Genomic DNA, 21,799 nt, shown 5'->3' with positions numbered 1-21,799 from the left:
CGCCGGCACCCGAGTCCGACGGCGATAACAGTTGCCCGTTCGACTGTTGCTGTCGGGCTCGAGCACATCGCTGGCATGCCGCGCAGGGCGCCCGCGAAGCTTCCGACGCCCAGTAGACGCAAGCGAGAAGCGCTACGTTGAGAAGTCCCGACCAACGACCTGCCCCAGCCGTAGTCGCGAACGGTCCCATCCAGCCCCCAATAATCCCCTTGACGCTCTATCTTTCGATATATATCTTTAGATATGTTTTCCGATATATAGGACACGATCATGCGACACAACCACTTCCGCGGCCATGCCCGATGTGACGGTCATGGTGCGCATGCGCGCCCTGACTGGATCGCCGGCCTCTGGCACGCAATCGGCCGCCACCGGCGCGGCCACGATCCATTTGGCGGCGGCGGCCCGTTCGGTGGCCGTGGCGGGCGCGGCGGTTTCGGCGACTTCGGTGACGACGGCATGCCGCGCGGCCGCCAGTTCACGTCCGACGATCTGCAGCTTCTGCTGCTCGCCTTGCTCGCCGAGCAGCCGAGCCACGGCTACGAACTGATCAAGGCGCTCGACACGCGCTCGAGCGGCTTCTACAGCCCGAGTCCGGGCATGGTGTATCCGGCGCTCACGTATCTCGAAGAAGTCGGCTACGTCGCGTCGCAAGCCGAAGGCAATCGCAAGCGCTACGCGCTGACCGACGCCGGCCGCACACATCTCGATGCACAACGCGAGCGCGTCGACACGCTGTTCGCTCGCCTCACGCATCTCGCGCGAAAGATGGAATTCATGCGCCGCGCATTCGCCGGCGAAGCGTCGGGCGCCGGAGCGTCGGGCGCCGATGCGTCGGGCGCCGCAGCGCAGGACGAAGCACAGGCCGGCTGGCTGCCCGAGTTCGTCGACGCACGCGTCGCGCTGAAGCATGCGCTGCTGCACAAGAGCGCCGCATCGCCCGACGAGCAGCGGCGCATCGCGGCCATTCTGCGCCGCGCGATCGCCGAAATCGAAGGCCGGTCCGACGTGTAACGCGCGCCGCCCGTCACATTTCCTGGAGAACGGATTGAACACCACCCTTGCCGATCGCACCGTGACGCGCGTGCGTCACACACTGAAATTCCGCCTGCTGCAGGTGCTGCGCGTGCACGCGGTCACGCCGCATCTGCTGCGCGTCACGCTCGGCGGCCCGGATCTCGCCGATTTCGAATCGTCGTCGTTCGACGATCACGTCAAAGTGTTTTTCCCGGCGCCGGGCACCGAACGGCCCGCGTTGCCGACGCTCGGCGCGAACGGCCCCGTGTTTCCCGAAGGCGAGCCGAAGCCGGTCGCGCGCGACTTCACGCCGCGCCGCTTCGATCGCGCCGCATTCGAGCTGGATCTCGAATTCGTGATGAATCATCCGGGGCCCGCGTCGCAGTGGGCGGCACAGGCGCGGCCCGGCCAGTGGCTCGGGATCGGCGGGCCGCGCGGCTCGTTCGTCGTGCCGACCGGCTTCGACTGGCATCTCCTGATCGGCGATGACACGGCGCTGCCGGCCGTCGCGCGACGCATCGAGGAACTGCCGGCCGGCGCACGCGTCGCCGTCGTGCTCGAAGTCGCGGATCGCAGCGCGAAGATCACGTTCGACGCGCGCGCCGACGTGCACGAGATCTGGCGCTTCCGCGACGAAGGCAACGGCGACGCCCTGCTGGACGCCGTGCGCGACCTGCCGCTACCGGAGGGCGACGGCTATGTATGGGCAGCCGGCGAAGCGCTCGCGATCCGCGCGGTGCGCGCGCATCTGGCCGGCGAACGCGGCGTCGACAAATCGCGCATTCGCGCGTCCGCGTACTGGAAGCGCGGCGCGGCGGCCGTACACGAGACGCTCGACGACTGACGCGCCCGCGCGGCATCGGGTTTTCGCTTCATGCAGGGCGCGCGGCAACCGCGCGCATCCGGACGCCGCGACCGGCACGGGCTTGGCAGCGGCATCGCGACTGGTATATATCTGTGTGAGCGGCGGCGCTGTCGGGAGACAGCGGCCGCCGCGTGCCCAGGAGCGCCCGATCATGACAAAAGAAAATCACGCTGCGCCTTTCGTTCGTCACCTGAAGATCGTCGGTTATTGCGGCCTTGCCGCGGTCGTCCTCGCGCTGTTCGTCGCGATGTGCGCGATCCTGAAGGAAAGCGCGCTCGAACGCGATGCGGTCGCGCAGCAGTCCACGGACACCACCGAACTGCACGGCACGACCGGGCCGTCCGCGACGGCCGAAGCGGCGAAGACGCCCGGCTGATTGCGTCGCGTCGCCGCGTGTGCGGCGCCTGCGTACCTCCGTGCTACCGCATTCGATTACGGCGCAGGCTGTCGACCCATGATCACGGCATGCACGGCGTCGCCGATGCGGTCCAGCGTATCGACCGCCCGCCTCGCATACAGATGCGCGGCCAGCGCGCCCGCCGTGCCGACCAGCACGCCGCCGGCCATGTCGAACGGCCAGTGCACGCCGGCGTAGATGCGCCCCCACGCAATCGCGAGCGCCAGCGCCGCCATCACCCAGCCCGTCACGCGCGTCGTGCCGCCGAGCAGCATGCCGACCGCGACGCTCCATGCGAACGTCATGTGATCGCTCGGAAACGAGCTGTCGGGCGCGTGCGGAATGAGCTGCGTGCCGACGCCGGCCATGAACGGCCGCGGCGAGAACCACAGATGGCCGATCGCCTGCGCGAGCACGAGCGCGACGCACGCGCCGACGCCGGCCTCGATCGCCTGCCGGCGCGTCGTACGCTCGCCGAAGAGCCAGGTCAGCAGCAGCATCGCGGGCAATGCATAGACGACCCAGTCTGCGGCGAAGATCGCCAGGCGGGCGACACCCGCGTGCGGCGTCAGGCCGGCGTTGAGAGCGGAAAACAGCGTCAGATTGATGTTATGCATGAATCGGTTCTGGGACGGAAAGACTCGGCCGGATCGCCCGGCCGTCCGCGATGTTGCGACGGGCCGGCTTAAGCGATGCTTAATGCGGGCGCCGTACAGGACGCGTGCGTCCGCTGCGGCGAACGCACTTAGAACCCGCACTGCAACACAAGTTCACGCAATTGTCACATTCCGCGCGGTCGGCTCCCGAAAATCCTCCCCTCGTATCCCGAAAAACCTCACCTTGTTTCACATTTGCACGCGGCCGATGGTGCGATCATCGGCCGGCCGCGCGGCGATTCGCGCCGTCTCGACCATTCGCCTCAACATTTGCGCAGTCAATTCTTCAGAATGCGCAACAATTATTTCCGATTGCGGCATCGCACAACGGCGGCACACAGGCATAGGATTACGAGCAGTCTTCGACGAAGCGATCAACAACAAGGAGTCCGCATGAAAATCAGCGATGTCCGATCGAAAGCGTTTGCGATGCCATTGACGAGCCCCGCGTTCCCGATGGGCCCCTATCGTTTCGTCGATCGCGAATTCCTCATCATCACCTACCGCACGGATCCGGACCGTCTGCGTGAAATCGTGCCGGAGCCGCTGAAGGTCACCGAGCCGCTCGTCCATTACGAATTCATCCGCATGGCGGACTCCACCGGCTTCGGCGACTACACCGAAAGCGGCCAGGTGATTCCGGTCGAATACAACGGCCAGCCGGGCGGCTACACGCTGGCGATGTATCTGGACGATCACCCGCCGATCGCCGGCGGCCGCGAGCTGTGGGGCTTTCCGAAGAAGCTCGCGTCGCCGACGCTGCACGTGAACACCGATCACATCCTCGGCACGCTCGACTACGGCAAGGTGCGCGTCGCGACCGGCACGATGGGCTACAAGCACAAGGAACTCGACATCGTCGAACAGGCGAAGCGTCTCGCCGGGCCGAATTTCCTGCTGAAGATCATTCCGCACGTCGACGGCACCGCGCGCGTCTGCGAACTCGTGCGCTACTACATGCAGGACATCGTGATGAAGGGCGCATGGACCGGCCCCGCATCGCTCGAACTGTCGCCGCATGCGCTCGCGCCGGTCGCCGATCTGCCGGTGCTCGAGATCGTCGAGGCGCGCCACCTCGTCGCCGATTTGACGCTCGGTCTCGGCGAAGTCGTCTACGATTACCTGGCTCAGTAACCTCCGCAGTCGTTACTTCCTGTCAATCCTTTCACTACCGGAATTCGAACATGAGCAACCTGAATGGCAAGACCGCAGTCGTCACGGGCGCCGCGAGCGGCATCGGCAAGGAAATCGCGCTGGAGCTGGCGAAGGCGGGTGCGGCCGTCGCGATCGCCGATCTGAACCTGGACGGCGCGACGGCCGTCGCCGACGAGATCAACAAAGCCGGCGGCAAGGCGATCGGCGTCGCGATGGACGTGACCAACGAGGAAGCGGTCAACACCGGCATCGACAAGGTCGCGGAGACGTTCGGCTCGGTCGACATTCTCGTGTCGAATGCCGGCATCCAGATCGTGAACCCGATCGAAAACTATTCGTTCGCCGACTGGAAGAAGATGCAGGCGATCCACGTAGACGGCGCGTTCCTGACGACCAAGGCCGCGCTCAAGCACATGTACAAGGACGATCGCGGCGGCGTCGTGATCTACATGGGCTCGGTGCACTCGCACGAGGCGTCGCCGCTGAAGTCGGCGTACGTGACGGCCAAGCACGGGCTGCTGGGTCTCGCACGCGTGCTCGCGAAGGAAGGTGCGAAGCACAACGTGCGTTCGCATGTCGTGTGTCCGGGTTTCGTGCGCACGCCGCTCGTCGACAAGCAGATCCCCGAGCAGGCCAAGGAGCTCGGCATCAGCGAAGAGGAAGTCGTGAAGAAGGTGATGCTCGGCAATACGGTCGACGGCGTGTTCACGACCGTGCAGGACGTCGCGCAGACGGTGCTGTTCCTGTCGGCGTTCCCGAGCGCGGCGCTGACCGGTCAATCGTTCGTCGTCAGCCACGGCTGGTTCATGCAATGAAGCCGCACGCCCGCACCGAAAAGCAGGCGGTCGACGCGGCCGAACTGCAGCACGAAGCCGGCGCGCCGGCTGCCGCGCGCTCGCTGCCGTACGAGACGATCGCGCTCGTGCTGCAAGGCGGCGGCGCGCTCGGCGCGTATCAGGCCGGCGTATTCGAAGGCCTGCACGAGGCCGGCATTCCGCTCGACTGGATCGCGGGCATCTCGATCGGTGCGCTGAACACCGCGCTGATCGCCGGCAACGCGCCCGAGCATCGCGTGGAGCGGCTGCGCGAATTCTGGGAAACGATCTGCCAGCCCGCGTTCTTTCCGGCGATTCCCGCCGCATTCGAGTTCGCGCTGTTCAACAGCATCGACCAGATCCGCACGTTCTTCACCGCGACGCAGGCCGCGAGCGCGATGATGCAGGGACAGCAGGGCTTCTTCGTTCCGCGCTTTCCGCCGCCGCTGCCGGGCGTGTCCGATCATCCGCAGAAGATCAGCTGGTACGACACCTCGGCGCTGCGCGCGACGCTGCTGAAGCTCTGCGACTTCGACCGGATCAATTCGGGCGAGACGCGCGTGTCGGTCGGTGCGGTCAATGTCGGCACCGGCAACTTCGTCTACTTCGACAACTCGCGCATCCGTCTCCTGCCCGAGCACTTCATGGCGTCCGGCGCACTGCCGCCCGCGTTCCCGCCGGTCGAGATCGACGGCGAGTACTACTGGGACGGCGGCGTCGTCTCGAATACGCCGCTGATGGAAGTGCTGCGCGCGCGCCCGCGACGCGACACGCTCGCGTTCCAGGTCGACCTCTGGAGCGCGCGCGGGCCGCTGCCGCGCACGATGGCCGACGTCGCCGAGCGCACGAAGGACGTGCAGTACTCGAGCCGCACGCGTTTCGTGACCGATACGTTGCAGCGCGAACAGCGCTATCGCAACGTGCTGCGCCACGTGCTCGATCAGGTGCCCGAGGAACGGCGCAAGACCGATCCGTGGTGCATCGAGGCCGAGGCGATGTCGAACGGCAAGAAGTACAACATCCAGCATCTGATCTATCAGCAGAAGGCGTACGAGCATCATTACAAGGACTATCAGTTCGGTCTGTCGACGATGCGCGACCACTGGTCCGCAGGGCTCGACGACATCCGCAAGACGCTCGCGGTGAAGGACGGCCTCGCGCTTCCCAACAACGATGCGGGCTTCGTCACGCACGACATTCACCGTCGACGGTAATGCGTGCATGCGGGCCGGCACGATCGGTGTGCCGGCCCGTTTTCCTTTCCGTTTTTGTCATGCCGATTTTCATTGCACTGTTCGCGCTCATTGCCGTCGGCTGGGGTGCGGTTCATACATTTCACGTGATCGCCGCGCAGTTCGGCCGGCCGATCGCGATCGCGGCGGCCGTGCTTGCCGCCGCGTTGCTGTTCGCGCTGGTCGCGTGGTGGATCAAACGGCGCCGCGACGTCGCGCCGAATACGAAGGAGCAAGGCTGGACGCACACGATGCATCGCGCGTGGGGCGAACTGCGCGTGTCCGCGACGCAGGGCCTGCTGTGGCTGTCGCACGACGGCGCGGACGGCCGCTATACGCTGTCGCAACTCGACGGCTGCGAAGCGGAGCCGGTCGACGGCCGCTGGCATCTGGTCGTGCGCGTGCACGACGGCGCACGCAGCGAGTGGAAGCTGCCGATGATGGACAAGCGCGACGCGCAGCGCTGGGCGCGCGTGCTGACGCTCGCGAAAGACAACCGGCTTTGATGCGCGGGGTATGCGCGTGACATCGCGGCTGCGCTGCGCTGAATCGATGGTGAGCGGCACGTGGCCGTGCAGCTCACGTACGGGCGAGGGTCGGCCGCTTCTCGACGCGCGGTTCGGACTTCCCGTAAAAGCTCACCTTTAGTGCGTGGTGTGGCAGCACGGCGCGCGGTGCGCCGAGTCGATAATCAGCCGCGCCTGCGTCTGCGAAAGAGAATCGACGCGCACGCGTGGCTTCGCCTGTACGGCCGACGTGTTCTGAACAGTCGTTCCCAATGGTGCCCAGCGGCACTGTATCGAGCAGCACGCGGCGCCGCGCAACTTTCACGATCACCGTTTCGATGCTCAGCTTGAATCGCCGTATGCCGTCGAATCGATTCTCACGCTCCTTTGGTGCGAGACAGTCGCGCGATGCGAGACGACAGGATCGCGAATTACCGCTGTCGCGATTCGTCAGCACATCGGCAGGCTCGGCCGCCAGCCGTTGCCGATGCCGGCGTCCGTCGCGCGCGGAGCGCTGCGGCCGCCGACCGATGAACGGCCTTCGGCCAGCCGACCTCGCTCGATCGAGACCTGATACGTTACGCCCGACCCGCCGCATGCAGCATTACGGCAGCCCGCTCCCGGCAGCAATCGGCGCCATCATGCATGATGGCGATCGTGTCCACGCAGCCACGGAGTCATGTCATGCCGACGTTTCCGCATTTCCCCATTCGCGCGCTCACGACTGCCGCGTCGTTCGCGGCCGCCGTGGCGTGCAGTGCGCCCGCGTTTGCCCAGACGTCGAACGTGCCGACGAGCACGGTCGCCGCGACGCCTGACAACGCGATACTGCTGACCGTCTTTCTGAAGCACGACCAGTCGCGCCCGCTCGCCGAGCTGAACGCGCAGCTCGCGAAACAGGGCTTCTACAAAGCGTTTCCGCCTCCCGGCATCGACGTGGTCAGCTGGACCGTGACGATGGGCATCGGGCAGATCATCGTGTTGCGGCTGCCGGCGTCGCGGCTGCGCGAAGTGAATCGCGTGCTCGAGGATACGGCGTGGGGCGCATATCGCACCGAGTTCTACCCGACCTACGACTACAAGGCGATCGGTCTCGCGGAGCACGACCGCGCGAAATGATTCGGCGAGGCGGCCGCGGGTGCGTCACGTGAAGAGGCAGGGAATCGAGAGTCGCAATGGCGGCGGCCGCTGTAAAGCGCCGGCTCAATGCGCGGCGTGGACTCCATGCCGGATACCGCGGCCTCACCGAAGCTCGCACGAGCGGGCCGCCGCTCGCTCGTGATCGGTCAAACCGGGCTGTCGACATTGATCTCTTGTATGACCGGCGTGAGCGGCACGCCCCCATGCCGCCCACGTTGCCGCGATGTTCGGCCGGTTTGCGGCGCGCGATTCGGCCTCCCGTAAACGCTCACCTTTGGCCGCCTCGCGCGGCGTCAGGCCGCGCCGGCAACCGAGTCGGCGTTGAGTCCGGCCAGCGCCTGCGCGAGAAAATCGACGCACACGCGCACCTTCGCCGACGCGGCCACGCGTTCCGTATAGACCGCCCAGATGTTCGCCGGCTGCACAGCATCGGGCAGCACGCGGCACAGCGCGCCGCTGTCGATCAGCGGCCCGGCTTCCCAGATCGAGCGCAGCACGATGCCGCGTCCGGCCAGCGCCCATTGCACGGCCACTTCGCCGTGATTCGTCGACAACGCGCCGCCGACCTTCACGGTCACCGTATCGCCGCGCACGTTCAATCGCCATACGCCAAACGGATGATCGCGCTCCTTGATCGCGAGGCAGTCGTGCGACGCGAGATCCGCGAGCGTGCGCGGCATGCCGCGCCGCGCGAGATAGTCGGGCGACGCGCATAACACGCGGTAGTTCGCGGCGAGGCGGCGCGCGATCAGACGATCGGCGATCTCGTCGCCGATCCGCACGTCGAGGTCGTATCCCTCGGCCGCCACGTCGACGAGCCGGTCGAACAGATCGAGCCGCACGTTCAGCTGCGGATAGCGTGCGCTGAAGTCGAGCAGCGCGGGCGCGACGACGTGCCGGCCGAAACCGAAACTGCTCGAAATGCGCAGCGTGCCGCGCGGTACCGTACGCGTCGTCGAGACGTCTTCGACGAGATGATCGACGTCGTCGAGAATCTTCTCGGCATGCGCGAACACGCGCTCGCCCGCTTCGGTCACCGTCACGCGACGCGTCGAACGATGCAGCAGGCGCGTGCCGAGCTGCGTCTCGAGCATCGCGATGCGCTTGCTCACGTACGCAGCCGACACCGCGAGCTGCTCGGCGGCCGCGCTGAAGCTGGCCAGTCGGACGACGAGGCTGAACACGCGCAGGTCTTCGAGGTTCGGCGATTTGTTCACGATCTGTGGAAAGTCGATTAACGTTTCGCACGATTCTAATCCGGATGGAAATAAATAGAATGACGAGACGTTGCCGCCACGCATGGTGCGGGCGGTCGTCCGATCGGCGAAGGAGCGTTGGATGAGCGACAGGATCTACAACATTGCCGTCATTCCCGGCGACGGCATCGGCCGTGAAGTGATGCCCGAAGGGTTGCGCGCGCTCGACGCGGTCAGCGCGCGGTTCGACATCCGCTTTCAATTCACGCATATCGACTGGGCCAGCTGCGACTACTACGCGCAGCACGGCAAGATGATGCCGGACGACTGGAAGGCGCAGTTGTCCGGCATGGACGCGATCCTGTTCGGCGCGGTCGGCTGGCCGGCCACGGTGCCCGACCACGTATCGCTGTGGGGCTCGCTGCTGAAATTCCGTCGCGAATTCGACCAGTACATCAATCTGCGGCCCGCGCGCCTGTTCGACGGCGTGCCGTCGCCGCTCGCCGGCCGTCGCGCGGGCGACATCGACTTCATGATCGTGCGCGAAAACACCGAAGGCGAATATTCGTCGGTCGGCGGCACGATGTTCGAAGGCACCGAGCGCGAAGTCGTGATGCAGCAGGCGATTTTCACGCGGCACGGCACCGAGCGCGTTTTGAAGTTCGCGTTCGAACTCGCGCAGCGGCGCGCGAAGCAGCTCACCGTCGCGACCAAGAGCAACGGCATCGCGATCAGCATGCCGTGGTGGGACGCGCGCGCGGCCGAGATGGCCGAACGCTATCCGGACGTCGCGTGGGACAAGCAGCACATCGACATTCTGTGCGCGCGCTTTGTGCTGCAGCCGGATCGCTTCGACGTCGTCGTCGCGTCGAACCTGTTCGGCGACATCCTGTCCGATCTCGGCCCTGCGTGCACGGGCACGATCGGCATCGCACCGTCGGGCAACCTGAACCCCGATCGCACGTTCCCGTCGCTGTTCGAGCCCGTGCACGGATCGGCGCCCGACATCGCGGGGCAGTTCATCGCAAACCCGATCGCGATGATCTGGTCGGCCGCGATGATGCTCGACTTCCTCGGCAACGGAGCAGGCCGCGAACGCGACGCGCACGATGCGATCGTCGCGGCGATCGAGGACGTGCTGCGCAACGGGCCGCGTACGCGCGATCTTGGCGGCCAGGCTGCCACGCAGGAAGTAGGCGCCGCGATCGCGGCGCGAATCGCGCGGTGATGCGGCGGCGGTGCGTAACGCGGGGTTCTGGTTTTGCGGCGCTTGTCGGTTCGATCGGCGAGCGGGCGAGCGCGGTCATGCGAAGGTGGGCGTCGATGGTTGCCGTGGTGAAAGCGCGAACGCTTCGGTGCGGTGCGGTGCGGTGCGGTGCGGTGATGTATCGCACCGCTTACGGCACGCGGGGCCATTCGCGCCGAGTAATCGCATACGAAGTCCCATGCGATCGGTGAGATGCGATTCACATCGCGGCGCACCTTCGCTTTGCAGGCACGGTTCTCCGTCGAATCGCGATGACGAATGCGCGCGGTGAGAAGAAGAGGCTGCGTGTGCGCACCGGTCGATACCACGTCGATATCGTTGCTCGCAGTGGTATCGACGCTTCGCGCATCATGCGACCGTGCATCGTACCGTTCGAAGCATGCGCGTCGTGCGTCGCTCCACCTGCTCCCGAAAAATCTCACCGTCGACGCATCGGCTCCCGTATTTCCTCACCGTCAGGCACGCGTACGTGAATTCCTGCAGCCCGAGGAGCCGATGCACATGCGGCCCGCGTTACAGCCCGAGGTCCGACAGCCCCGGATGATCGTCCGGGCGTCGGCCGAGCGGCCAGCGGAACAGGCGATCCGCTTCGCGAATCGGCAAGTCGTTGATGCTCGCGTGACGGTGCGCCATCAGACCGTTCTCGTCGAACTCCCAGTTCTCGTTTCCGTACGAGCGGAACCAGTTGCCGGCATCGTCGTGCCATTCGTACGCGAAGCGCACCGCGATCCGGTTGCCGCCGAATGCCCACAGCTCCTTGATGAGCCGATAGTCGAGTTCGCGCGTCCACTTGCGTTGCAGCAGGCCGACGATCGCTTCGCGACCGGTCACGAACTCGGCACGATTGCGCCAGCGGCTTTGCGGCGTATAGGCGAGCGAGACGCGCTGCGGATCGCGCGTGTTCCACGCATCTTCGGCGGCACGGACCTTTTGACGCGCGGTTTCGAGCGTAAACGGCGGGACGGGGGGACGGACTTCGACGGAATCGGACATCGGACGCTCCTGTTCAACGTGATGGCCGCGTCGCGCGCGGCCGGGTTTTGCCTTTACGATGTCGACGACCGCAGCGCGGCATCGAGCAACAATTCCGCCGCGGCGCGCGCATCGCGGGCAGCGCCGGCGTCGCCGCTTACGAGCGCGACGCCGATCGCGCCGTCGATCAGCACGAGCCACTGACGCGCGAGCCGCGCCAGCGTGCGCCGCTCGATGCCGGCGACGTCCGCATAGGCGTCGAGCCGCTCGCGCACGAATGCGAGCAAGCGCGCCTTGTGCTCGCGTGCGACGACGCGCACCGGATCGTCGGCATCGGCGATCTCGCCGGACGTGTTCAGAAACGCGCAGCCGTGGAAACCGGGCTGCGCAAACCAGTCGCGCAGAACGTCGAACATGCCGAGCAGCTGCGCACGTGGCGACTTGCCGCGCGCGAGCGTCGCGTCGACGAACCAGCGCATCCAGCGCGCGTCGCGGCGTTCGAGCGCCGCCACGACCAGCGCTTCCTTCGATTCGAAATGCGAATAAAAGCTCTTTCGTGCGGCGCCGGAGCGCTTCACGATCGCATCGACACCGGTTGCATGGATGCCGCCTGAATAGATCAGCGCCTCGGCTGCGTCGAGCAGACGCTCGCGCACGCCGGAGTCGGCGGGTCCGGCGGACGGATCGATCTGTATGTTCATTGCGCCAAGGTAGAACGATCGTTCTCCGTCGTCAAGCGGTTTGCGATGAGACCTTGGCGGCGAGAGGGGAAAGTCGGGCGGGGTGGGACGCGAGCGCGCGGGTAAGGGATACGTGTGGATGACGTTCGGTGAGCTGGGGTGACGTCGATTCGTTCACGCTGTTGCGTGGGCAGCAAGTGTGCATGTGTACGCCGCAGTCGGTGAGCGAAAGGGAAACGCGGTGCGGATGACGCTCGGTGAGCCGGAGCAGCGTCGATCGATTCACGCTGCTGTGTGCCCGTCCAGTGTGCAACTGTACGCGGCAGCCGGAGAACCAAAGGGAAAAGTGCGACGCGGCATCGGCGGCGATTCGCGTCATACGAATCACCGTCACGGTGCGCACTGGAAGAGCTGAAGGTGAAACCGCATGGCGATGGTCGATCACCGACGATGTCGCACGATCGGAATCGCGAGCTTCGGCGTTTCTCCGTGGCGAATACGACGGCGAGTGACAGTACGTCGATGCCCGCAATCTACGGCGCGAGGTAGCGGCTTCAACGTGTCGAAGCTACCAACCGGCCGAAGATCCAACGCGCACACCGGACTCCCGAATCTTCTCACCTTAAGCGCGAAATCGAGCGCGGGCCCACCTATCCGAACGGCGATGGATGCGAGCGACACGGAGCGATGCGCATATCGCTCCGTGTCGTCGGACGATCACGCGGTCCAGTCCAGAATCACCTTGCCGCTTTCACCGGACAGCATCGCGGCGAAGCCTTTCTCGTAATCGTCGGCGGCGAAGCGATGCGTGATGATCGGCGACAAATCGAGGCCGCTTTGCAGCATTGCGACCATCTTGTACCAGGTCTCGAACATCTCGCGGCCATAGATGCCCTTGATCTCGAGCCCCTTGAAGATCACCTGGTTCCAGTCGATCGCCGTCTGCGCGGGCGGAATGCCGAGCAGCGCGACCTTCCCGCCGTGGTTCATCGCCTCGAGCAGACTCGTGAAGGCACTCGGCACGCCCGACATCTCGAGGCCGACGTCGAAGCCTTCGGTCATCCGCAGATCGGCCATCACGTCGCGCAGCGACTCGCGTGCGACGTTGACGGCGCGCGTCGCGCCCATCTTGCGCGCGAGTTCGAGGCGATAGTCGTTGATATCGGTGATCACGACGTTGCGCGCGCCCACATGCTTGGCGATCGCGACGGCCATGATTCCGATCGGCCCCGCCCCGGTAATCAGCACATCCTCGCCGACGAGATTGAACGACAGCGCGGTATGCGTCGCGTTGCCGAACGGATCGAAGATCGATGCGAGATCGTCGGAGATCTCGGGCGGAATCTTGAACGCATTGAACGCCGGAATCGCCAGATACTCGGCGAACGCGCCTTCACGGTTCACGCCGACGCCGACCGTATTGCGGCACAGGTGACGGCGCCCGGCGCGGCAGTTGCGACAGAAACCGCAGGTGATGTGGCCTTCGCCGGACACGCGATCGCCGATCGCGAAGCCGCGCACCTCCTGACCCATTTCGACGATCTCGCCGACATATTCGTGGCCGACATGCATCGGCACCGGAATCGTCTTCTGCGCCCAGTCGTCCCACTTCCAGATATGGATATCGGTGCCGCAGATCGCGGTGCGCCGGATCCTGATCAGCACGTCGTTGTGACCGACTTCCGGGCGCTTCACGCGCGTAAGCGTGAGGCCGGGCGCACGTTCGAGCTTTGCCAGTGCTTTCATCGCCGCGCCTCCGTCAGACGATGCCGAGCGACTTGCCGACGCGCACGAACGCGGCGACGGCCTGGTCGATCTGGTCCGGCGTGTGTGCGGCGCTCATCTGCGTGCGGATGCGCGCGCGGCCGCGCGGCACCACGGGGAACGAAAAGCCGATCACGTAGACGCCTTCGCCGAGCAGCTTGTCGGCCATGTTCGACGCAAGCTGCGCATCGCCGAGCATGACCGGGATGATCGGATGCGCACCCGGCACGAGCGTGAAGCCGGCCTCGGTCATTTGCTCGCGGAAGCGCACACCGTTCTCGCGGACGCGTTCGCGCAGTTGCGCGCCTTCGTCGCTGCCGAGCAGTTCGAGCACTTTCAGCGATGCAGCGGCAATGCTCGGCGTCAGCGTATTCGAGAACAAGTACGGACGCGAGCGCTGGCGCAGCAGATCGACGATCTCGCGGCGTGCCGCGACGTAGCCGCCCGATGCACCGCCGAGCGCCTTGCCGAGCGTACCGGTGATGATGTCGACGCGCCCTTCGACGCCGCAATGCTCGGGCGTGCCGCGGCCGTGCGCGCCGATGAAGCCGACCGCATGCGAATCGTCGACCATCACGAGTGCGCCGTAGCGATCGGCGAGATCGCAGATGCCTTTCAGATCGGCGATGATGCCGTCCATCGAGAATACGCCGTCGGTCGCGATCAGCTTGTGGCGCGCGCCGGCCGCATCGGCTTCCTTCAGCTTCGCCTCGAGATCGGCCAGATCGTTGTTCCGGTAGCGGTAGCGCTTCGCCTTGCACAAACGGATGCCGTCGATGATGCTCGCGTGGTTGAGCTCGTCGCTGATCACCGCGTCGTTCTCGTCGAGCAGCGTCTCGAACAGCCCGCCGTTCGCGTCGAAGCAGCTCGAATAGAGAATGCTGTCCTCGGTGCCGAGAAACGCGGCGAGCGCACTTTCGAGCTGCTTGTGCACGGTTTGCGTACCGCAGATGAAGCGCACCGACGCCATGCCGAACCCGTCCTGGTCGAGCCCCGCCTTCGCCGCCGCGATCAGCCGCGGATCGTTCGCGAGACCGAGATAGTTGTTGGCGCAGAAATTCAGCACGCCGGCGCCGCCGGCGAGCCGCACGGCAGCGGCTTGAGGACTCGCGATCTCGCGCTCGGTCTTGTAAAAGCCGTCCGCGCGGATCTGGTCGAGTGTCCCGCGCACCTGGGCGAGAAAGGCATCACGCATCACAAAGCTCCTGACAGGGTTCGCAGCATGCAGCGCGCGCGAAACGGCTCGTGGCCGCCGCGCAACAGCCTGCTACTGTTATAGTCGGTCGTTCGGTTGACCGCATTTATCCGATATTTCGAACTCGAATTCGAAATACCGAACAACTCTAAGCGAACGGAATCCAAATGGCAAGTTCATCCGGATCGCGGCGCACGGCTGCCGGCGCCGCCCCGCAGCCGCCGGCCGCGACGCCGCCGCGCGTCGGCGAACAGATCCAGCGGCTGCGCAACGAACGCAAGCTCACGCTCGACGATCTGTCCCGGGCGGCCGGTGTCTCGAAATCGATGCTCTCCGAGATCGAGCGCGACAAGGCGAACCCGACGATTGCGGTCGCATGGCGGCTGACGAACGCGCTCGGCATCACGCTCGACGAGCTGTTCTCGCAGCCGAAAGTGCCCGAAACGATTCGCGTGGACGGACCGCACGACATCCCGACGCTCGCCGGCCATGACGGTCAATACCAGCTGCGCGTGTGGGGGCCGATCGATCTTGCCGGCAAATTCGAGTGGTACGAACTCACGCTGCCGGGCGGCGGCGCGCTCGTGTCGAATGCGCACGAACCCGGCACGCGCGAACACCTCACCGTGCTGCAAGGGACGATGGAGATCGAGGCCGGCGCCGCGAGCCGGCGCCTGAAGGCCGGCGACACCGGCCGCTATGCCGCCGACACGCCCCACGCGATTCGCAATCCGGGCAAGGCCGAAGCCCGCGCACTGCTGATCGTGATCCATCGCTGACGGCGCCGATAGTCGGCCGAGCGGCCAGTTGCGGAAATAACTGTATATTTGTACAGTATACGGACATTCCGCCATGCACTGGCCGAGCGGCGCCGCACGCCGCGCCGGCCCGACAGGAGCCTGCGATGACAGAAGAACAAGACCTGGCCGCGCTCAGCTTCAAGGCTGCCGCGCACGATCTCGAGCACATCGTCCGCCATATCGCGGCGCGCTATATCCGCCAGCGCGTGCCGCTCACGTGGCGCCTGCTGCACGCCATCGAAGCCGAAGCGCTCGCCGATCTCGGCTTTGCGAGCCGCCACGACGCCGGCATGCGGCAGCTGTTCGAACGGCCGGCCGACATGACGTTTCCCCAAACCGACGATCCGATCGATTTCGGTCGGTCGAACGCGCTGCCCGCCGTCTTCTCGTTCGCGGTGCTCGCCTACGAGGCCGCCGCGCGCGCCGAGTCGGAGGCCGGCACGCGGCACGAACGCACCCCGAGCGCGCGTCAGCAGGCATGGGGCGATTGACGGCGCGCGCGACGCGCTCTGACGCGCCGCTACCCGAAATGTTGCGAACGCCCTACCATATACGCAACTAACGGAATAAATCATATGTCCCTTCCCACCCCGGCCGCGCCACCGGCGCGCGCAGAAGAAAAGGATCTGTTCGACCGCGGCGCATCCGACTGGATCGTTTCGCCCGAAGCCGCGTTCGACGCATGGCTGGCAATGCAGGACTACCGCCGCTCGTCGGCCGACGTCTATCGCGCGCAATGGGGCGCATTTCTCGCGTGGCTGCGCGCACGTCAGAAAAATCTCGCGACCGTCGATACCGCGTCGATCGCCGAGTTCGTCGGCGACCTGCCGATTCGCAAAACGCAGCGGCTGCGTTATCTGCGGCTCATCGAGCGTGTACTCGACCATATTCGCCGCACCGAATTCGCGTCGACGAATCCGGCGCGCTTCATCGCTCAGGATGGCGAAGCGGACTGGCGCAAGGCACGCGACAACGAGCCGACCAGCTTTCTGACGCCGGCCGAGCGCGCGGCGCTGCTCGCCTATCTGTTTTCGCCGATCGGTGTGTCGGGTGCAGCCTATTGGAAAGAGCGCCGCGACCGTGCGCTAGTCGCCGCCTTTCTCGGCGCCGGCATCAAGACGGGCGAAGCACGCGTGCTCACGATTAGTTGCGTCGATACGAGCGGCACGTCGCTGCGGATTCCATCCACGCATCCGGACTTCGCACGCGACGCGCATCTCGCCTCGTTCGCGATCGCGTTATTCGATGCCTGGCTCGCGGAGCGCAGCCGGCAGCAGATTCCGGGCGATCTCGTGTTCCCGGCGTCGCACACCGGGCGACCCATGCACAAGGCGACGATGCTGCGCGCGATCGATGCGATCGTCGAATCGGCCGGGCTGACGTCGTCGCGCACGGCGCGCACAAGCCCGCAGACCTTGCGCAACACCTATGCTGCCGAGCTGTTCGAGCATGACGTGCCGCCGGAGCGGGTCGGCAAGTGGCTGGGGTTCGTGCAGCCGATTTCGGCGAACCGTCTGCACCGCGCGTGGAAAACCTGGCGAGCGGAGTTGGTCGAAGGTGACGCTGTCGACAGCGGCGAAACTCACTGATTCGCAGGTGGCCGCTCACGGGGAAGCGAACCGTGAGCGCGTTGCCTGGCGCGGCCTCACCTGTTTTTGGGTCCCGAAAATCCTCACCTCACGCTTCCCGAAAATTCTCACCTGTGCGGCGCAGTCGCGCCGCAGCCGACGTTACCGACGCGCAAAACGCGTGACGGCCTCGAGGCGCGACGGCCAGGATCCCGACGCGTGCTCGCATTCCGGGCATGACACTTCGAAACCGTCGTCGGTGTGCGACAGCTCGGGTTCGCCGTCGCAGTGCGGACACTGGCTCGGCACCGGCACATCGTGATCGAGCGCCGTGCCGATCGCGGCGAACGCATCGGCGTCCAGGTGTCCCGCATCCGCAAGCCGTCGAATCAGCGTCGCAATCTCGGGGCTCATCGTGCGATTCGCGCGCAGTGCGTTCACGTCGCGCGTCGCGCGTTCGAGTTCGTCGCTCTGCGTGCGCAACTGCTCTTCGAGCCGGTCGGCGCGCGCCTTTGCTGCACTGAGCTGCTGAAGGAAATCGAATTCCTTGCGCTGCACGTCGCGCAAACCGCTCTGGTAGGTCGACGCCATGCTGCGCAACGAGTCCAGTTCGACGAGCATCGGCTTCACGCGCCGTTCGGCCTCGGCCACCGCATCCTTGATCTGCTGCGCGTAGTGTTCGGTGCGATGCTGAAGTTCGGCCTGCAGTTCGTCGATCCGATCGCGCAGCGTCGCGTTCAGCGTCTGCTCGGTATCGACGCGGCCGTGGGCGGCGGCCAGTTCCGTTTCCAGCCGCGCGACCGTCGCGCGCAACGTGGCCTCGTTCGCCGAACCGTGCGTCGTTTGCGATGCGAGCTGAACTTCGAGCTCGGTCACGCGCGCCTGCAACTGTTCATTGCGGGCTTCGCTACGCGCGAGCGCGGCTTCGAGCGTTTCCTGACGAACGGTCGCATCGCGCAACCGCTGTTCGGCCGCGGCCATCTCGGCGCGCACCTGTTGCCGATCGACGTCGAGACCGTCGCGCGCGGCTTTCAGCGCTTCTTCATAGAGCGCGCCGATCAGCGCGCCGGCCTTTTCCTCGACGCTTTTGGGAATCGCGGCCCCCTCGAGCCGCACTTTCGACGCGGAGCGGATACGCTCCCAGAAATGGTCGATGTCTTTCGGAATATCGCTGGCGCTGCCGGTTTGCGTAAGGTCCCGCACATTGGCCGCCGAGGGCCGGATCCCGAGATCGAAAAACAACCGCTTGCAGGCGTGCAGCGACAATTCCTGGCGACGCGCGCCTGCCGCGCGCATCGATTCCAGTTCTTCCCGAATGCTCTGACGCATTTCGTCGACGGTCATGAATCAGCTCACAGACGTTGAGATGTTGCGATCATAACGAAATACGTATCTCCTGATACCAATTTTCGCGATGCGTTGCGAATTCGCGTCGTTCGTGCCCGAAGTGCCTTCAGTGGCGCTTGCTGCGTAAGCCCGGCCTCCGATTTCGTGAAACAAAGCGAAGAAAGTGCGGTAAGGGTTTGTTGTAAAAAGGTTTTTCCCCTCACACGGAAAAAGTGCCATTGTTTCACATCGCGTGAATGTCCGGACGGGCGGTGTTCAGGGATCGACGTCTCTGTGGAAAACTCCGCAGGCAGGGGTGTTGAGAGTATTAGAAGTAAACACCCTTGAACCCTTAGTTAAAAACGTTAACGCCACGGCACAGCCTTACGTAGCAAGGCTCTCCGGCCGGCAAGGTGAAGTTTTACGGGAGACAAGGTGACCTTCTGCGGGAGCCGACGTGATGGGGTTCGGGGAGCAGCGTGAGCCGTTGCAGGAAAGGTCGTGAGCGGATTCGGGATCACAGTGAAAACCGGAAATACGCAAAGGTGAGGCTTTTCGGGGGCGCACAGCCGCGCGACCCGCACAGCAGCAGCGTGCACAGTTTTCTGCCTGTGCAGACATAGGTGAGAATTTGCAGGAGATCCTTTGCGCCCCGTTTTTGCCCAACTTTTAGGCAATTTTCCCGAAAGGTGAGGTTTCACGGGACTTCGCGGCGTTTTGATGTGAGGATTTCCGGGAAACGAAGGCGGTTTTGTCGACCAAAAGCGCTATTCGATGCCTGTGGCGCCGCAAAGGTGAGGGTTTTCGGGAGCGAAGCGGCGGGTTGTCTACCTCGATCGGCATAAGGTGAGCGTCTTCGGGATAGGTTTCACAGTGGGGCAAGCGCGCTAGAGGTGAGCTTTTTCGGGAGCAGAATCTGCACACATATTGCGCACAGGTGAGGCTTTTCGGGAGCGATGGCCGGTCGATATCGCCGGAAAGCCCGCCTGGCGCGGGAAAAATCTCCGTTTTACTGTGACCTTTTCCCGCATAGGTGAGCCTTTTCGGGAGTGAATTTCGACTTTGACGGCTCTGTGTTCGCGTGAAAAGGTGAGGTTTTTCGGGGAGCGACCGTGCGACACAGTGGAATTCGCTGCAGCGCATAAGTATTGGACGCCATTGGGATTTTTGAAACCGCCGAGGTTACGGTGAGGTTTTTCGGGAGCTGTGTGGATGGCCTGCGCGACATCGCTTTCGGACGCAAAGGTGAGGCTTTTCGGGAACGGCATACAGTCGAGCGCCCATATGTCGGGCGTCGACCCGACTTCGATCGCTGTGATCCGGCGTCGCTAAGGTGAGCGTTTTCGGGACCCGTGCCGCAGTGAGCGCTGTACAATGCGCGTCCGCCCGTCGAAACGCTGCCGGGTTGGGCACCGGGATGCGGCGTGCACGGCCGTTCGTCGACGTCGCGCACTCGCGCAATCACGCTGTTGGACCGCTGCTGTATGGACATACAGCCTTGTATTGGCGGCTTGGCACCTGCAGTGCGAGCACCGCGGATAAGACGCCGCGGTCACCCCGTCGAACAGTCGCAAAATTACGACAATTCGAAAGGTGAGCTGATACGGGAGCCGATTGCGCACGTATTCTGCACAGGCAAAATTCTGTGAATCCGTGCATCCCGCGACATGTCTGGAATCGGCTGAAACGCAGTTGCCGCGGACCGGTGAGGGTTTACGGGAGCGATTGGGGTGAGTGCCGTTTCATCTGCGTGCTTCACCGGCTATGGTGAGCATGTCGTTCTGGACGCACATCACCACAGGCGCTATCCTTCCGGGAAACTTCTCCTCCGACCCGACGCATGGCCACGAAGCGCGCCAAGAAAACCGATGTGGATGTGGTGAGTGCCAGTTCAGCCGAATTGCGGAAGGCCGTCGAGGCAATCGCAATTCAGCCGAAGAGCGGCAAGATCACGCTCCTGACTCGCAAGCTGTTCAATGTCCTGCTCGCCGTCGCGCAGCAGGCCGACGACTCGGGCGATACGTATCGCGCGCTGTTGTCGGACATCGTCGCCAACTCCGCATTCGATTCGAACGACACCGCGCTGGTGAAGGAGCATCTGCGCCGGATGGTGTCGGTGCAGGTGGAATGGAGCACGGGCACGTCGAGCCAGAAGCCCGGCCGCAAATGGGGGATCTCCACGCTGATCGCCGACGCCGAAATTCTCGAAGATCCGGCTACACGGCGCGTGTGGGTCGAATTTTCGTTCGCGCCGAAGATCAAGAAGAAACTGCTCGATCCGGTGCAGTATGCGCGCCTGAGCCTGCAGTTCCAGAGCCAGCTGCGCAGCAGCGCCGGCCTCGCGCTCTACGAGATCTGCGTGCGCTATCTGACGAACCCGAGCCACCTGACGATGCGCGAGCCGTGGGAATGGTGGCGGCCGATTCTGTCGGGCACGCCCGACACCGAAGCCGGCGACGAAGCGAAGCGCGAGTACAAGTACTTCAAGCGCGACTATCTGCGCCCGGCGATCGCGGAGGTCAACGCGGTTACCAATATCTTCGTCGAGCTGATCGAGCATCGCGAAGGGCGGCGAGTGGCCGAGATCCAGTTCCGCGTGACCGAGCGCAAGCAACCGATGCTGGCGCTCGACGAGCATCCGAACGTCTTCGACAGCACGCTGGTGGACCGGATGGTGAAGCTCGGCATCCCGCTGAAGGAGGCGCAGACGCTCTATGCGGACAGCGAAGAGAATCGTATCCGCGCAGCGTTGCAGATGACCGAGCAGCGCATGCGCAGCACGACGCTGCCGCCGGTGCGCAGCGCCGCCGCGTTGTTCAAGGATGCGTTGAAGAAAGGCTATGCGCCGCCGGTCGATGCGGTCGACGCACTGCCGGCCGCGGCGCCGTCGGCGAAGGGTGCTGCGGCTCAGCCGGACGATCTGAAGGCGCGACTGCTCAGCGAATTCGCGGCGTTCCGCCGGAAGGAAGCGAAGGTGCTGTACGAGGAACAGGGCGAGCTGGAACGCGAAGTGGCGCGCGAGTCGTTCGAGGCCGAAGCGCTGCCGACGCTGGGCACGCATCTGCGGGACGACTGGCGCAAGCGCGGGCTCGAATCCAAGCTGGCCGAGACGGCCTTCTTCGACTGGCTGGCCCAGAAGACCTGGGGCGAGCCGACCGACGGCGATCTGCTCGCATTTACGCTGAACCAGTCCAGGGCTGCGTAATGCGTTTGCAGCGCGTGAGCGCGCTGCGTGAAAGGGCAAGCGG

Annotated in this window: 21 protein-coding genes; 13 read left to right on the top strand and 8 right to left on the bottom strand. The window is 64.9% G+C overall.

What is annotated here, in order from left to right; translation table 11 throughout:
- Positions 1-270 precede the first annotated feature (270 nt).
- The 3 genes from NP80_RS03390 (at position 271) to NP80_RS03380 (ending at position 2,258) form a co-directional block, all read left to right on the top strand.
- Positions 271-1,014, top strand: a complete 744-nt coding sequence (locus NP80_RS03390; protein WP_006404623.1) for a PadR family transcriptional regulator — start codon at positions 271-273, stop codon at positions 1,012-1,014.
- Between the two features lie 34 nt (positions 1,015-1,048).
- Positions 1,049-1,861, top strand: a complete 813-nt coding sequence (locus NP80_RS03385) for a siderophore-interacting protein (protein WP_006404624.1) — start codon at positions 1,049-1,051, stop codon at positions 1,859-1,861.
- 172 nt (positions 1,862-2,033) lie between these two features.
- Complete coding sequence (locus NP80_RS03380; protein WP_006397574.1) at positions 2,034-2,258, top strand: hypothetical protein; 225 nt, start codon at positions 2,034-2,036, stop codon at positions 2,256-2,258.
- A 56-nt stretch (positions 2,259-2,314) separates the two neighbouring features.
- On the opposite strand, the gene NP80_RS03375 is transcribed toward NP80_RS03380, so the two are convergent.
- On the bottom strand, positions 2,315-2,896 hold the full coding sequence (locus NP80_RS03375; protein WP_006411912.1) for an undecaprenyl-diphosphatase: 582 nt from the start codon (positions 2,894-2,896) through the stop codon (positions 2,315-2,317).
- A 432-nt stretch (positions 2,897-3,328) separates the two neighbouring features.
- Between NP80_RS03375 and NP80_RS03370 the strand changes: the two genes are divergently transcribed.
- The 4 genes from NP80_RS03370 to NP80_RS03355 are packed head-to-tail and all read left to right on the top strand — an operon-like array spanning position 3,329 to position 6,643.
- Complete coding sequence (locus tag NP80_RS03370; RefSeq protein WP_006404627.1) at positions 3,329-4,069, top strand: acetoacetate decarboxylase; 741 nt, start codon at positions 3,329-3,331, stop codon at positions 4,067-4,069.
- 50 nt (positions 4,070-4,119) lie between these two features.
- Positions 4,120-4,905, top strand: a complete 786-nt coding sequence (locus tag NP80_RS03365; RefSeq protein WP_006404628.1) for a 3-hydroxybutyrate dehydrogenase — start codon at positions 4,120-4,122, stop codon at positions 4,903-4,905.
- Positions 4,902-6,119 carry a patatin-like phospholipase family protein gene (locus NP80_RS03360; RefSeq protein WP_006404629.1) on the top strand — a complete coding sequence of 406 codons (1,218 nt, stop codon included), beginning with the start codon at positions 4,902-4,904 and terminating at the stop codon, positions 6,117-6,119. Before NP80_RS03365 ends, NP80_RS03360 begins: the two co-directional genes overlap by 4 nt.
- 59 nt (positions 6,120-6,178) lie before the next feature.
- Positions 6,179-6,643 (top strand): hypothetical protein, encoded by a 465-nt coding sequence (locus tag NP80_RS03355; protein ID WP_006404630.1) that lies wholly within the window; start codon positions 6,179-6,181, stop codon positions 6,641-6,643.
- A gap of 73 nt (positions 6,644-6,716) precedes the next feature.
- Here NP80_RS03355 and NP80_RS28725 read toward each other — a convergent pair whose 3' ends face one another.
- Positions 6,717-7,100, bottom strand: a complete 384-nt coding sequence (locus NP80_RS28725; protein ID WP_006404631.1) for a hypothetical protein — start codon at positions 7,098-7,100, stop codon at positions 6,717-6,719.
- Positions 7,101-7,327: 227 nt separating this feature from the next.
- Here NP80_RS28725 and NP80_RS03350 point away from each other — a divergent pair, with 227 nt between their 5' ends.
- Positions 7,328-7,762, top strand: a complete 435-nt coding sequence (locus NP80_RS03350) for a hypothetical protein (RefSeq protein WP_006404633.1) — start codon at positions 7,328-7,330, stop codon at positions 7,760-7,762.
- Positions 7,763-8,076: 314 nt separating this feature from the next.
- On the opposite strand, the gene NP80_RS03345 is transcribed toward NP80_RS03350, so the two are convergent.
- Complete coding sequence (locus NP80_RS03345) at positions 8,077-9,000, bottom strand: LysR substrate-binding domain-containing protein (RefSeq protein ID WP_035488061.1); 924 nt, start codon at positions 8,998-9,000, stop codon at positions 8,077-8,079.
- Between the two features lie 121 nt (positions 9,001-9,121).
- Here NP80_RS03345 and NP80_RS03340 point away from each other — a divergent pair, with 121 nt between their 5' ends.
- On the top strand, positions 9,122-10,207 hold the full coding sequence (locus tag NP80_RS03340; RefSeq protein ID WP_006404635.1) for a tartrate dehydrogenase: 1,086 nt from the start codon (positions 9,122-9,124) through the stop codon (positions 10,205-10,207).
- A gap of 552 nt (positions 10,208-10,759) precedes the next feature.
- On the opposite strand, the gene NP80_RS03335 is transcribed toward NP80_RS03340, so the two are convergent.
- The 4 genes from NP80_RS03335 to NP80_RS03320 all read right to left on the bottom strand — a co-directional run bounded on the left by NP80_RS03335 (position 10,760) and on the right by NP80_RS03320 (position 14,857).
- The gene (locus NP80_RS03335; protein ID WP_006397563.1) at positions 10,760-11,239 is read right to left on the bottom strand and encodes a nuclear transport factor 2 family protein; all 480 of its coding nucleotides are present in this window, start codon (positions 11,237-11,239) and stop codon (positions 10,760-10,762) included.
- A 53-nt stretch (positions 11,240-11,292) separates the two neighbouring features.
- A complete protein-coding gene (locus tag NP80_RS03330) occupies positions 11,293-11,919 on the bottom strand; it encodes a TetR/AcrR family transcriptional regulator (RefSeq protein WP_006404637.1) in 627 nt (208 codons plus the stop codon).
- Positions 11,920-12,615: 696 nt separating this feature from the next.
- The gene (tdh, locus tag NP80_RS03325) at positions 12,616-13,644 is read right to left on the bottom strand and encodes an L-threonine 3-dehydrogenase (RefSeq protein ID WP_006411929.1); all 1,029 of its coding nucleotides are present in this window, start codon (positions 13,642-13,644) and stop codon (positions 12,616-12,618) included.
- Between the two features lie 13 nt (positions 13,645-13,657).
- Positions 13,658-14,857, bottom strand: a complete 1,200-nt coding sequence (locus NP80_RS03320; RefSeq protein WP_006411924.1) for a glycine C-acetyltransferase — start codon at positions 14,855-14,857, stop codon at positions 13,658-13,660.
- Positions 14,858-15,024: 167 nt separating this feature from the next.
- Between NP80_RS03320 and NP80_RS03315 the strand changes: the two genes are divergently transcribed.
- The 3 genes from NP80_RS03315 to NP80_RS03305 all read left to right on the top strand — a co-directional run bounded on the left by NP80_RS03315 (position 15,025) and on the right by NP80_RS03305 (position 17,246).
- Positions 15,025-15,636 carry a helix-turn-helix domain-containing protein gene (locus NP80_RS03315; RefSeq protein WP_006411926.1) on the top strand — a complete coding sequence of 204 codons (612 nt, stop codon included), beginning with the start codon at positions 15,025-15,027 and terminating at the stop codon, positions 15,634-15,636.
- Between the two features lie 125 nt (positions 15,637-15,761).
- Positions 15,762-16,148 (top strand): DUF2471 family protein, encoded by a 387-nt coding sequence (locus tag NP80_RS03310; RefSeq protein WP_006411918.1) that lies wholly within the window; start codon positions 15,762-15,764, stop codon positions 16,146-16,148.
- 84 nt (positions 16,149-16,232) lie between these two features.
- Positions 16,233-17,246: a tyrosine-type recombinase/integrase gene (locus NP80_RS03305; RefSeq protein ID WP_006411920.1), complete on the top strand. Its 1,014-nt coding sequence runs from the start codon at positions 16,233-16,235 to the stop codon at positions 17,244-17,246.
- 141 nt (positions 17,247-17,387) lie between these two features.
- Here the strand turns inward: NP80_RS03305 and NP80_RS03300 are convergent, their stop codons facing one another.
- Positions 17,388-18,569 (bottom strand): DNA-binding protein, encoded by a 1,182-nt coding sequence (locus NP80_RS03300; RefSeq protein WP_006411916.1) that lies wholly within the window; start codon positions 18,567-18,569, stop codon positions 17,388-17,390.
- A gap of 1,822 nt (positions 18,570-20,391) precedes the next feature.
- Between NP80_RS03300 and NP80_RS03295 the strand changes: the two genes are divergently transcribed.
- Entirely contained in the window at positions 20,392-21,756 is a 1,365-nt protein-coding gene (locus NP80_RS03295; RefSeq protein WP_006397554.1) for a replication initiation protein, read from the top strand.
- Positions 21,757-21,799: the final 43 nt, after the last annotated feature.

It is taken from the genome of Burkholderia multivorans ATCC BAA-247 (assembly GCF_000959525.1).
Taxonomy (GTDB): domain Bacteria; phylum Pseudomonadota; class Gammaproteobacteria; order Burkholderiales; family Burkholderiaceae; genus Burkholderia; species Burkholderia multivorans.
The sequence above is the reverse complement of the archived record's forward strand: the minus strand, read 5'-3'. Positions and strand labels throughout refer to the sequence as shown.